The sequence below is a fragment of the Rhizobium sp. P38BS-XIX genome, assembly GCF_012641435.1.
GTDB lineage: Bacteria > Pseudomonadota > Alphaproteobacteria > Rhizobiales > Rhizobiaceae > Rhizobium.
In genome coordinates this window covers 193,602-205,627 of record NZ_JABAIJ010000004.1, presented here as the reverse complement: position 1 = coordinate 205,627, position 12,026 = coordinate 193,602, and the positions used below count along the sequence as shown (strand labels likewise).

Below are 12,026 nucleotides of genomic sequence, written 5' to 3'. Positions count from 1 at the left end.
TGATAAATTAGACGGCGTTTTCCGCGAGCTTTTCCGGGTGAAGGCGGATGGCGCCCGTCAATGCCGCACCGGGTTCAAGCACGGTCAGGTCGCCAAGTCCGGGCAGATTGTGCCCATTTGCCAGATGCGACATCGGCTCAAAGCAGAAATAATCGCGCTTGAATGCGGGATCGAATGTCGTGTCGGATACGAAGACGAAAGCGTGTCTGAACAGCGGATCGGCGGTCAACCGCAATTGCGTGCGCCTCTCCGGCCAAGAGACCAACGCCTCTCCCGACCAGCCTTCGAAGCCATTGTTCACCCAGCGCTTCGGCAGGGGTGCCGGTGACGAAAAATCGAGATCTTGCGGGATGGCGGTCGCCTCCCCGGGGAGCCAGCCTTCAACTTCGGTCCAGAACTTTCGAGCTGGTGCAGTGAGCGTCGTTTCAGGCGTCAGGGGAAAGTAAGGGTGCCAGCCCAGGCCGAACGGCAGGGCGGCACTTCCCTTGTTTTCGACGGTCAGCCGCATCTCCAGCCCCGTCTCCGAAAGGGTGAAGACTTGCGTCGCATCGTAGCTGTAGGGCGTACCGCTGCCGCGATGGGAAAAAGCGAGCTGGAGAATATTCTCGCTTTTCGAGGTCACCGACCACGGGGATTGCCATCCCTCACCATGCAGATAATGCCGGTCCCAATCCGTGTTCGGCTCGAAGACATAATCCTTGCCGCCGAAGGAGAAGCGATTGCCGCTGACGCGATTGCCGAACGGGACGAGCGGATAGCAACCGGAGGCGAGCGCGTCGGACTGATCCGAGGGTGCTTCGCGCAGGAGCGGAATACGACCGCTTTCCCCATCCTGCCAGAAGCCAAGAACGATCCCGCCATTCGTCGAGACGCGAAGGGAAAGCGCTCCGGCCTTGATATCGGCGATTGTCATCTCTCAACCCTTGTTTCGCGAGGCGCTGCGCTTGATCGCCTGGATATTGGCGAGAACCGCGACGACGATGATAAGGCCGCGCACGACCTGCTGGAAGAACGGATTGATCCCGAGCAGCACCAGACCATTGCCGATCAACGTAATTACGAGAACGCCCAGCAGCGTCCCGAGCATGGAGCCTCGACCGCCCGATAGTGACGTGCCGCCGACGACCACGGCCGCGATCACATCGAACTCCAGACCCGTTGCCGCCGTCGCATTGCCCGAACCGAGGCGCGAGACCAAAAGAATGCCCGAGATCGCCGCCATCGCGCCTGCAATGGCGAAGAGCGCAACGCGAATGCGGGAAACGCTGATCCCACTCAAAAATGCCGCGTGGGCATTTCCACCGATTGCAAAGACCGAACGCCCGAAGGCGGTTTTGCGGCTGATGAAGGCAAAAAGTGCAAACAGCACCAGCATGATGATCGCCGCTGGCGGAATGCCGAAGACCGAGCGATCAAGCGCGTCGACCATGTCGTTGCGGCCGATCGAGACCGGCAGTGCATCGGTCACGAACAGTGCCGTGCCGCGCAGCGCGCTCCAAAGACCGAGCGTGCCGACGAAGGACGGCACGTCGAAATAGGCTCTGAGAATGCCGGCGATCGAGCCGAGCGCCGCGCCGAAGACGATCGACAGCGCAAAGGCAAGCGGCGTCGGCACATGCCATTGCAAAAGATAGGCCAGGATCACCGAGATGAACGCGACCATCGGCCCGACGCTGACATCGATCTCTCCGGCGATGATGATCAACGTAGCAGCCCAAGCGGCGATGCCGATCGTCGCGGCGTCGCGCAGGATGTTGATCTGGTTGTTGAACGACAGAAAGCCGTTCGCCGTCGATGTAAAGACGACGTAGAGAACGATAATGGCGATGAACAGGCTAAGCTCGTTCATGTGCTGGGAGAAGCTGAAGCCGCTCTTGTTCGCCTTGGTGGGCGGCGCGGATTTTGCCGTCTGATCGAGTGACATGAGAGACCTCCGTCAATGTCCGGTGATGCAGGCGGCCATGACGGCGTCCTGATCGATATTCGGAAAGGTGAACTCCTCCTGCAGCGAACCGTCTCTCAGAACGAGGACACGGTCGCAGACGAGAGGCAGTTCTTCTATTTCGCTGGATACAAAAATGATGCTGCAGCCGGCGGCCGCGAGTTCGCGGATGATCGCATAGATCTGCGCCTTGGCTTCGACGTCGACGCCGCGTGTCGGCTCGTCAAGCAGCAAGACCCGGCTGCCGGCATGCACCCAGCGGCCAATGACGACCTTTTGCTGATTGCCGCCGGAGAGCGTGCCGATCGGCGTGTCGGTTCTCGCCGTCTTCACGTGCAGTCGATCGATCACGCGGCGCGTCGCTTCCGCCATGAGGCGGCTCGAGAGAATACCGCCGCGACTGACTGTCGAGAAGTTCGTCGCCAGCGTATTCTCGTCAACGCCAAGAAGCGGCACGATACCTTCTTCCTTGCGGCTTTCGGGCGTATAGCCGAACCCACGCGCCACCATCTGCTTGTAGCGCGGCGTCTTAACCTCAATGCCGTCCACCAGGATCCGCCCTTGATCGAAGGAGCGCACGCCCATGATCGCCTGCAGCAACTCCGTGCGACCTGACCCAAGAAGGCCGGCAATCCCGAGCACTTCGCCTTGCCTGAGCGTGAAGGAAACGGAGGAAAGTTTCGGTGCCAAGCTGAGGTCGCGCACGTCCAAAACGGCCTTCTGACGGTTGTTCGTCGTGAGCGCGGCGGCTTGCGAGGCCTCGGAGCCAAGCATCAGCCTCACAATCTCGCGCGTCTCCGCTCCCTTGACGTCAACCGTATCGATGATGCGGCCATCGCGCATGACGGTTGCCGAATGGGCGATTTGCCGGATTTCATTCATGCGATGGCTGACATAGATCACCGCAATGCCCTCAGACGCGATGCGCGTGACCGCGCTCATCACTTTTTCGGCTTCGGCCGCGGCAAGCGAACTTGTCGGCTCATCAAGAATGACGAGCTTCGGCTTGCCGACCAGGACGCGGGCGATTTCCAGAAGCTGCCTTTCGGCGGGGCTGAGACCTGCGACCAGCCGGTTTGGCGGCAGATCAAGACCAAGGCGGCCCATCGCCTCGGCGGCCTCGGCTTCCATTTCCTGATATTGAATGACGCCACCCTTGCGCGGCCAGCGGCCGAGAAACAGGTTCTCTGCGAGCGACATGCCGGGAACCAGGCTCAATTCCTGATAGACGACCCTTACGCCTCTTTCGAACGCTTCCTGCGCGCGACTGGAGCCGGCATGTGCCAAAGGGGCGCCATCAATGGTGACCGTGCCACTATCGGGAATCTCAGCTCCGGTCAGCATGCGAATGAGCGTCGATTTCCCGGCGCCGTTCTTGCCAAGCAGGGCCCTGACTTCACCAGCGGCCACTTCGAATGTCGCGTTGTCGAGAGCGAGAACGCCGGGATAGCGCCTTGTCGCCCCCTTGACCGACGCGATGATGCGCTGGCTCCCGACCGCGTTGGAAGGGTTTGCAGAAATCATCAAATTCTCCAACACAAAGGAAGATGCCGCCAGACTGATCCAGCGGCAACCTTGTTACGCTAGAAACCGAGAGCGGGAGGTGCTCACGGAATGCCGTCGGCATGTGCCTTGAGCCAGGCCTTACCGTCCTCGGAAGACTTGTAGAGGTCGATATCGTAGGCAACCTTGATGTCAGCCGGTGCCTTGCCATCGATGGCCTTGACTGCCTGAGCCAAAGCAAGCTTGCCAAGGCCCTGACCGGAAATATCGACCACAGCCTTGATGACGGTAAAATCTGCCAGTTCCTGAGCGATTTCGGTCGTCATGTCACCGCCGAAAACAACGGTCTTCCCGGTGCGCCCCTGGCTTTTGACGGCACGTGCAGCGCCGAGTGTCGCGCCACCGGCTTCGCCGAAGAATGCGTCGATATCCGGATTTGCCGAAAGCATGGTGCTTGCAACCGAAACTGCCTTGTCGAGAATGGCGCCTTCCTGGTTCGCAACGATCTGCGCGCCAGGCACCTTCTTCTTCAGCGCATCCTCAAAGCCTTTGCGACGCGTGACGCAGACTTCGACGAATTCGCAATTGAGGACAGCAATCTTCGGTGCATCCTTCTTTTCGGCCAGGAAATAATCGCCTGCGGCATCGCCAAGCTTGTGGCCGAAATCATAAGGGTCACCCACGGCATAAGCCGTGACGTAGTCCTTCATGTCCTGATCGTTCAGGCAGGTGTTATAGCAAACGACCGGAATGCCGGCATCATGCGCACGTCGAATGGCACGATAGGAGCCATCGGCCGAAACCGGCGAAACGATGATCGCCTGCACGCCCGCCGAAATCAACGAATCGATGAAGGACGATTCCTTGCTGACATCGCCCTGCGCATTCGTTTCGATGACATCGAGCTTGCGGCCGGCATCCGCCGCACCTGTCTGAATGCCCTTTCGAACGCCGGCGTAAAAGCCCTGCGCATCCATATAAATCGCACCGACTTTCAGATCCTTGGTCTGTGCGAAAGCGGGAACGGCGCTGGATGCAGCAACAACTGCAAGCGCCACAGCCGCGGCGCGCGTGACGAAACTCATCATTTCCTCCCAATAAACATGGTCACCAAACACGGGCGAGAGACGCGTCCCGCCCCTCCTCGAATGGGGCGCACCATATTACTCATCATACAAATGTCAACTTAAATATGATTTATTTTAAGATCAAACACTGCGGAACGCGTAAACCACGCTAAGTTGCATCGTGTTCAGCATAGATTCTGCAAAATAAATCATATTTAAATAAGAAAAATCTGGCGCTTGACTAGTTTTGCATGTGGCGGAATTTTGTCGCGGATGAATGGAGAGGCAAGAGTGACATTCGCGAAGATGGAACGGCAGCTGACGGAAGACGGGGAGCCGATCGCGGCCCATGGCAAGCGCACCGTGCGCGAGACCCTTCTGCGTCACCTTGTGGAAAAGATCGTATCCGGCGAAATCGCCGAAGGCTCGACGTTGCCCAACGAAGCCGAATTGACCGAGCGTTTCGGCGTCAGCCGCACCAGCTTGCGCGAGGCGATGCAATATCTCTCGGCGCTTGGCCTGGTACGCTCCCGCACGCGAGCCGGCACGACGGTCCTCCCTCGGGAGAACTGGAACTATCTCGACCCGCTGGTGCTTGACGCCATGTTATCGACGGGCGCCGACAAGACTTTCTACACCTCGCTGATCGATGCGCGCCAGCTGCTCGAACCGGCTGCGGCCGCCCATGCGGCAGCCAACGCCAGCGCGCGGCAGCTCGCTCAGATATCCAAGGCCTACGAGGAAATGGTCGAGGCAAACTCGCGCGACAACGAGGCATGGAGCCGCGCCGACCTCGATTTTCACACCGCGATTATCGATGCCAGCGGCAACTGGGTCTATCGCCAATTTGGCAGTGCGATCCGTGCTGCCCTGCTGGCAAGCTTTCGACTGACGAACCGCGCAAGCCAGTCTCACGAACAGGCCCTCCTCAAGCATTATGAGGTGCTTGAAGCAATCAGGATGCGCCGGCCCGAAGCGGCCCGCTACGCGATGGAGCAGTTGATCGGCGTTGCCCGCAGCGAAATTACCGATGCCTTGCGCAAGGCGCGGATCGATCAGTCATCCAACACCGAGTAGCGGCATGCCCTAATACGTGCTCGGACATGTTTCCAGATGCATTCCGCGTTGTACGGAACCCATGAACCGCTCTAGGCCTTGATTTTGAGATGGTCCGTCGGCAATGCCGTCGTGTATTTGATCTGGCTCAGGGCGAAACTGGAACGGATGTTCGCGACACCTGGAATGCGCGTGAGAAAATCGACAACGAGCGCCTGGAATTTCATCAGGTCTTCGACCACGACCCTCAGCATGTAATCCGCTTCCCCCGTCATCAGGTAGCATTCGACGATTTCAGGCTTGGTCTTGATCGCAGCATTGAAAACGTCGAGTGATTCACGATCCTGCTGCTTCAGTGACACCTGCACGAAAACGTTGACGGCCAACCCTAGTGATTGCGCATCGACCAATGCCACCGATCCCTTGATGACACCGCTTTCCTTCAGATCGTTGACCCGCCGCCAGCAGGGCGAAGCCGACAGACCTGTCGCTTCGGCCAGATCGGAAATGCTCATTTCGGCATTCTGCTGCAAAAGATCGAGGATTCGGATGGTGGCGGCATCCAGGGAAGGCTTTGAAGTAGGCATGATTAACCGATGAACTGAAATTTTTCGAAAGGAAATTTCGCATTTCAAAGGAAATCCGTCAACTGAGACCAGTTTGACCTTGGAAACGGGTGTAGCTTTTCGACCAAAGGTCGGGCATTGGGAGAGACACGACGATGATTGAACAGTCCTTGACGCCGGAAACGCTGGCATGCCTGAAGGACCTTGAGCGGCAAGCCTTATGGCATGCATGCTGGATGATCCACAACGCCAACCACCTGCGCGAGAAAGGCGAGGTGAAAGTCGGCGGCCACCAGGCATCGTCCGCATCGCTCGTTTCGATCATGACGGCGCTCTATTTTCACGTCTTGCGCCCGGAAGATCGTGTTGCAGTCAAGCCGCATGCCTCCCCCGTCTTCCACGGCATCCAATATCTGATGGGCAACCAGACGCGAGAGAAGCTGAAGAATTTTCGAGGCTTCGGTGGCGCGCAATCCTATCCGAGCCGCACCAAGGATATCGACGATGTCGACTTCTCCACAGGCTCCGTCGGACTTGGTGTCGCAATAACGGCCTTTGCATCGCTCGTGCAGGATTACGTTGCCGCCAAACAGTGGTCGAAGGCGCGTCCGACAGGCAGAATGATTGCGCTGGTCGGCGATGCCGAACTGGACGAAGGCAATGTCTACGAATGCCTGCAGGAAGGCTGGAAACACGACCTGCGAAACACCTGGTGGGTAATCGACTACAATCGCCAAAGCCTTGACGGCGTCGTGCGCGAGGGGTTGTGGCAACGTATCGAAGGCATCTTCACCGCCTTTGGTTGGGATGTGAAGGTTCTGAAGTATGGTGCCTTGCAGCAGGCCGCCTTCAAGGAGCCGGGCGGCGAAGCGCTACGTGGCTGGATCGACCGTTGTCCGAACCAGCTCTATTCGGCCCTTACCTTCCAGGGGGGAGCCGCCTGGCGCAAACGGCTGACGGACGAAATCGGCGGGCAAGCAGGTGTTGCGGGGCTTCTTTCGGCCCGCAGCGACGACCAACTTTCCGATCTCATGAACAATCTCGGCGGCCATTGCATTGAAACGCTGGTCCGCACGTTCGAAAGCGTCGACCATGACAGGCCGACAGTCTTCCTCGCCTATACCATCAAGGGTTGGGGTACACCGCTTGCCGGCCACAAGGACAATCATGCAGGCCTGATGACCAAGGCGCAGATGGAAGCATTCCAGACCCGCATCGGCGTGAAGTCAGGCCAGGAATGGGAGGAGTTCGGCGCAATCCCGTCGCCTGAGCCTATCCGTCGTTTTCTGAAGACGGTCCCTTTCTTTGCCAAAGGCAAACGACGCTTCAACGCCCCCGCATTGCCGGCTTCCGGACCGGTCTTTCTCGACGATCGTGAACTGTCGACCCAAGCCGGCTTCGGCAAAATCCTCGACGCTCTCGCGCAACGCGACGACGCCCTTTCAGCCCGCATAGTGACCATGGCGCCTGATGTCACCGTGTCGACCAATCTCGGTCCATGGGTCAATCGTCGCGGTCTCTTCGCGCGCGGCCAGCTTGCCGACACCTTCCGTGACGAGCGGGTCCCCTCGGCACAGAAATGGGAATTCGGACCGGGCGGCCAGCATATCGAACTCGGTATTGCCGAAATGAACCTCTTTCTTCTGCTCGGCGCCGCCGGCCTTTCCCATTCGCTGTTCGGCGAGCGGCTGCTACCGATCGGGACTGTCTATGATCCCTTCGTCGCGCGGGGCCTCGATGCACTCAACTATGCCTGTTATCAGGATGCGCGGTTCATGATCGTCGGCACACCCTCGGGCGTCACGCTGGCGCCGGAAGGCGGCGCACATCAGTCGATCGGATCGCAGCTTATCGGCATGAGCCAGGACGGTTTGGCAAGCTTTGAGCCGGCCTTCCTCGACGAATTGTCCGTCATCATGAATTGGGCCTTCGACTATATGCAGCGCGATGGCGATGCAACGCATGACCCGCGTACCTGGCTGCGCGACGAGACGGGCGGCTCGGTCTATCTGCGCTTGACGACCAGACCGCTGGAACAGATCGCGAAGCGCCGCGAAGACGCCATCTTCCGGCAAGGTGTGATCGACGGCGCCTACTGGCTGCGCAAGCCTTCCGCCCGCACCCGTATCGTGCTTGCCTATCAGGGCTGCGTCGCCCCGGAAGTCCTGATGGCAGCCGGCCGGATGGCCGAGGCGCAGGGCGATGTCGCGGTGCTTGCCGTCACCTCGGCCGATCGTCTGAATGCCGGCTGGACGGCAGCGCAACGCGCTCGCAGACATGGCCATGTGGATGCCTTCGCTCATGTCGAAACACTGCTCGCAGACGCCTCGCGCACGGCCAGCCTGATCACCGTCACCGATGGTCATCCAGCGACACTCGGCTGGCTTGGCTCTGTCCATGGGCACAGAACAGTGTCCCTCGGTGTCGAGCATTTCGGCCAGACCGGCACGATCGCCGATCTCTACGCGCATTTCGGCATCGATACCCATGCCATCATGGAGGCGGCCGAATCCCTGATACGCGCCGATGCCGCTCCGCGGGCCGGCGCGGCTTGATCTGGACGCAAAAGGACACCAAGCACTATGCGAGATTTTTGAGGTAGAGCGAAAGCAGCTGGGTCTGTGAGGAAATGCCAAGCTTGCGATAGACGTTTCGGCGATGGACCTTGACGGTCCCCGTCGAGATATTCAGCTTCAGCCCGATCGATTCCGACGAGTGTCCCTGGAGAACGAGTTCGACGATCGCGGTTTCTCGGCTTGTCAGGTTGAGATCTCGCCAGACTGCGTCGGCGGGGGGAATAGGTTCGTGTTGACCCGGCTTGCGGCGGCTCTTGCCGCCGGCGACCAATTGCGCATCGAACCGTGAGGCAAGACCGGACCAATAGTGCCTCACCATGCTTGCCACCAGCGGCTCGACCTTCTTCAGCGTCGCAAACTCCGCCGGCGGGAAAACACCGGTCGTTTCGCGCCGCATCAGCGACAGGACGATGGTGACGTCATCGTCGACATTGACGAAGAAGCCGATTTCCTCGGCCAGTCCGGTTTGCACATAATAGGTGCGGTAATACTCGCTGGAAAAGAAGCGATCCGGCGCTAACTCCCGCATCTTGAGCACGCCTTGGCGGCGTTCCCGCGCTGTGTGATAGAACGGATCCAGCAGATAGGGTCCGGCCTGATAGAGCGTGACGAAGACGACATGCTCTTCGCGATCGAAGGTGCTGTAGAGGTCAATCGGGCGCTCTTTGCCACGATAGGCGAAAACGACGACATAGTCGAACCGCACCAACGCCGCCATCATCTGGCGGAAGGTCTCTCCGAATTCGGAATCGGCCATTGCCGATCGACCGATGGTCGCATTGAAGGCCGAAAAAAGTCCTTCAAGGTCGGTGCTCATGTGACGGGTCCCCTCTGCCGTCCTGCGCCAACAAGCGCAGCCCCGGTATATACCTTCCACGAAGTCTTTTGCGCCGAAATACCTCTTTCGGGGTATATACCTCGCGGGAAGCCCAGGCTTACTCTTTCCTTAACGACGGTGGCAATAAGGCAGATCAAAGACTGCCGACCAACCGCAGGGAACAGACGTGGCATCCGCTTCAACGAACGATATCGAATTCCGTTCGGTCACGAAAAACTATGGCGCCGTGACCGCCGTAACGGACATCAATCTCAATGTACCCAAGGGCGCGTTCCTCGCGCTTCTGGGGCCTTCCGGCTGTGGCAAGACGACATGCCTGCGCATGATCGGCGGCTTCGAGCAACCGAGCGAAGGCACCGTGCTGATCGACGGGCGCGAGATGAACGGCGTTCCGGCCTACCGGCGTCCTGTGAACATGGTGTTCCAGCACTATGCCCTGTTTCCGCATTTCAACGTCGCGCAGAACGTCGCCTACGGGCTGAAGCAGATGCGTCCGAAGGTCGGTGCTGCCGAGATCGACAGACGCGTCGCAGAAGCACTCGAGATGGTTCGCCTCGGCGGTTTCGCCAAGCGGCGCATCCATGAAATGTCCGGCGGCCAACAGCAGCGCGTGGCGCTGGCGCGCGCCATCGTCAACCGTCCTTCCGTGCTCCTTCTCGACGAGCCGCTGGCCGCCCTCGACAAGAAGCTGCGTTCGGCCATGCAAATCGAGCTTCAGACGCTGCAGCGCGAACTCGGCATCACCTTCGTTCTCGTCACCCACGACCAGGAAGAGGCTTTGTCGATGGCGGATGTCGTCTGCGTAATGAGCGCCGGCCGCATCCGGCAGCTTGGTACGCCTCAGGAGGTCTACGACCGTCCCGCCGATCTCTTCGTCGCCGATTTCGTCGGAAAGACGAACCGCATAGAAGCGACGATGGAAGCCGATGGAGAGACGCTTCGCCTGGCGGACGGCTCGGCCCTTTCGGCCGGCAAGCAGCTGGCACCGGGCGCGGCGATCGCCGCACTCCGCCCGGAGGCAATCCATCTCAGCCGCGGTGCGACTGCATCGGGCATGTCCTTCAAGGGCACGGTGACACATCGCATCTTCCTGGGTTCATCGGCCGAATATGCGGTCACCGTCCCCGGGCTTGGCGATTTCCTGATCACCTCGGATCGTCGCAGCATGGACGAAAGCGACCTCGTGGGTCCAGGCGAAGAGGTCTTCCTCGGCTTCGACCCCAAAGCCTTACATGTCTTTCCAGCATCGAATGCATAAGCCAAAACAAGGGAACAGCATCATGAGCAAGGATTATAAGGACAATCTCCCCATTTCCGCCGAAGGTTTCATGGATGAATTCATGCGCCTGAAGCGCGGATCGATCAGCCGTCGTCACTTTCTGAACATCACAGGCCTCGGTCTTGCGGCGGCGGTTCTGTCGCGCGTTCCGGGCGCGCTGTCGACTCCGGCCTATGCCGCGGGCGAACTCGGCACGCAGATGTCGATCGCCACCTGGCCGAACTATCACGACCCCGCAACCTTCGAGAACTTCAAGGCAGCTACCGGTGTCGCCGTCGAGGTCAACGTCTTTGGCTCCAACGAAGAAATGCTGGCCAAGCTGCAGGCGGGTGCCTCGGGCTGGTCGTTGTTCGTGCCGACCAACTACACAATTTCGACCTATCACAAACTCGGCCTCATCGAAGAGCTCGATCTTTCCAAGGTGCCGAACTTCAGCCAGGCAACGGAAAGCCCGCGCTTCACCAAGGAAGGTCAGCTCGAAGGCAAGACCTACGCGGTGCCGAAGAACTGGGGCACGACGGGCTTCTCGGTCAACACCAAGAAGATCAAGACCAAGCTTGCAAGCTGGAAGGATTTCTTCGAGGTCGCGCAGACGGAGGCCGACGGCCGCGCCATGGTGCACGACTACCAGCTGACGACCATCGGCAGCGCCCTGGTTTCCCTTGGCTACGATTTCAATTCGATCAAGCAGGACGAGCTTGCCAAGGCCGAGGAACTGCTGATCAAGGTCAAGCCGCATCTCTTCGCCATCAATTCCGACTACCAGCCATCGATGCGCTCGACCGACGCGTGGCTGACCATGTGCTGGACCAATGACGGCGCTCAGCTCAATCGCGACATGCCCGAGCTTGCCTATGTGCTCGGCAAGGATGGCGGCGAAATCTGGACCGATTATTATGCAATCCCGAAGGATGCGCCGAACAAGGCTGCCGGTTACGCCCTTCTCAACTATCTGATGGATCCGAAGAACGCGGTGAAGGAGCACATTGCCAATGGTGCGCCGACCACCGACAGCCGCGTCATCGAGCTCCTGCCGAAAGAGATCACGTCGAACAAGATCGTCTATCCGGATGAGGCAGCGCTGACGCCGCTCGAATTTGGCGCGGCAGTCACCCTCACCGATCCGAGCCGCGCCGAATTGATGGCGCGCTTCAAATCGGCCTGATCGCTTTCTTCGGCCCGATCCCTTCCACCATGAC

10 protein-coding genes are annotated in these 12,026 nt (G+C 59.4%); 4 read left to right on the top strand and 6 right to left on the bottom strand.

From position 1 onward, the window contains the following. Positions 1–7 precede the first annotated feature (7 nt). From HGP17_RS15345 to HGP17_RS15330, 4 genes are all read right to left on the bottom strand, one after another. Entirely contained in the window at positions 8–913 is a 906-nt protein-coding gene (locus tag HGP17_RS15345; protein ID WP_168810377.1) for an aldose 1-epimerase, read from the bottom strand. Positions 914–916: 3 nt separating this feature from the next. After that, on the bottom strand, positions 917–1,924 hold the full coding sequence (locus HGP17_RS15340) for an ABC transporter permease (RefSeq protein ID WP_168810376.1): 1,008 nt from the start codon (positions 1,922–1,924) through the stop codon (positions 917–919). A gap of 12 nt (positions 1,925–1,936) precedes the next feature. Continuing rightward, positions 1,937–3,466 carry a sugar ABC transporter ATP-binding protein gene (locus HGP17_RS15335; protein WP_168810375.1) on the bottom strand — a complete coding sequence of 510 codons (1,530 nt, stop codon included), beginning with the start codon at positions 3,464–3,466 and terminating at the stop codon, positions 1,937–1,939. An 83-nt stretch (positions 3,467–3,549) separates the two neighbouring features. Beyond that, entirely contained in the window at positions 3,550–4,530 is a 981-nt protein-coding gene (locus HGP17_RS15330; protein WP_168810374.1) for a substrate-binding domain-containing protein, read from the bottom strand. A 273-nt stretch (positions 4,531–4,803) separates the two neighbouring features. Between HGP17_RS15330 and HGP17_RS15325 the strand changes: the two genes are divergently transcribed. Beyond that, the gene (locus HGP17_RS15325) at positions 4,804–5,589 is read left to right on the top strand and encodes a FadR/GntR family transcriptional regulator (RefSeq protein ID WP_348648946.1); all 786 of its coding nucleotides are present in this window, start codon (positions 4,804–4,806) and stop codon (positions 5,587–5,589) included. Between the two features lie 71 nt (positions 5,590–5,660). Here HGP17_RS15325 and HGP17_RS15320 read toward each other — a convergent pair whose 3' ends face one another. Next, entirely contained in the window at positions 5,661–6,155 is a 495-nt protein-coding gene (locus HGP17_RS15320) for an Lrp/AsnC family transcriptional regulator (protein ID WP_168810373.1), read from the bottom strand. Positions 6,156–6,289: 134 nt separating this feature from the next. Here HGP17_RS15320 and HGP17_RS15315 point away from each other — a divergent pair, with 134 nt between their 5' ends. Further along, positions 6,290–8,689 (top strand): transketolase, encoded by a 2,400-nt coding sequence (locus HGP17_RS15315; RefSeq protein WP_168810372.1) that lies wholly within the window; start codon positions 6,290–6,292, stop codon positions 8,687–8,689. 25 nt (positions 8,690–8,714) lie between these two features. Here HGP17_RS15315 and HGP17_RS15310 read toward each other — a convergent pair whose 3' ends face one another. Continuing rightward, the gene (locus HGP17_RS15310; RefSeq protein ID WP_168810371.1) at positions 8,715–9,527 is read right to left on the bottom strand and encodes a helix-turn-helix transcriptional regulator; all 813 of its coding nucleotides are present in this window, start codon (positions 9,525–9,527) and stop codon (positions 8,715–8,717) included. Between the two features lie 187 nt (positions 9,528–9,714). Between HGP17_RS15310 and HGP17_RS15305 the strand changes: the two genes are divergently transcribed. Beyond that, entirely contained in the window at positions 9,715–10,806 is a 1,092-nt protein-coding gene (locus HGP17_RS15305) for an ABC transporter ATP-binding protein (RefSeq protein ID WP_168810370.1), read from the top strand. A 22-nt stretch (positions 10,807–10,828) separates the two neighbouring features. Then, positions 10,829–11,992 carry a spermidine/putrescine ABC transporter substrate-binding protein gene (locus HGP17_RS15300; protein WP_168810369.1) on the top strand — a complete coding sequence of 388 codons (1,164 nt, stop codon included), beginning with the start codon at positions 10,829–10,831 and terminating at the stop codon, positions 11,990–11,992. Positions 11,993–12,026 lie beyond the last annotated feature (34 nt).

What these genes read in the sequence shown, in the direction of transcription:
- HGP17_RS15345 (WP_168810377.1), bottom strand. Translation starts at nt 913, where the DNA reads ATGACAATCGCCGATATCAAGGCCGGAGCGCTTTCCCTTCGCGTCTCG.
- HGP17_RS15340 (WP_168810376.1), bottom strand. Translation starts at nt 1,924, where the DNA reads ATGTCACTCGATCAGACGGCAAAATCCGCGCCGCCCACCAAGGCGAAC.
- HGP17_RS15335 (WP_168810375.1), bottom strand. Translation starts at nt 3,466, where the DNA reads ATGATTTCTGCAAACCCTTCCAACGCGGTCGGGAGCCAGCGCATCATC.
- HGP17_RS15330 (WP_168810374.1), bottom strand. Translation starts at nt 4,530, where the DNA reads ATGAGTTTCGTCACGCGCGCCGCGGCTGTGGCGCTTGCAGTTGTTGCT.
- HGP17_RS15320 (WP_168810373.1), bottom strand. Translation starts at nt 6,155, where the DNA reads ATGCCTACTTCAAAGCCTTCCCTGGATGCCGCCACCATCCGAATCCTC.
- HGP17_RS15315 (WP_168810372.1), top strand. Translation starts at nt 6,290, where the DNA reads ATGATTGAACAGTCCTTGACGCCGGAAACGCTGGCATGCCTGAAGGAC.
- HGP17_RS15310 (WP_168810371.1), bottom strand. Translation starts at nt 9,527, where the DNA reads ATGAGCACCGACCTTGAAGGACTTTTTTCGGCCTTCAATGCGACCATC.
- HGP17_RS15300 (WP_168810369.1), top strand. Translation starts at nt 10,829, where the DNA reads ATGAGCAAGGATTATAAGGACAATCTCCCCATTTCCGCCGAAGGTTTC.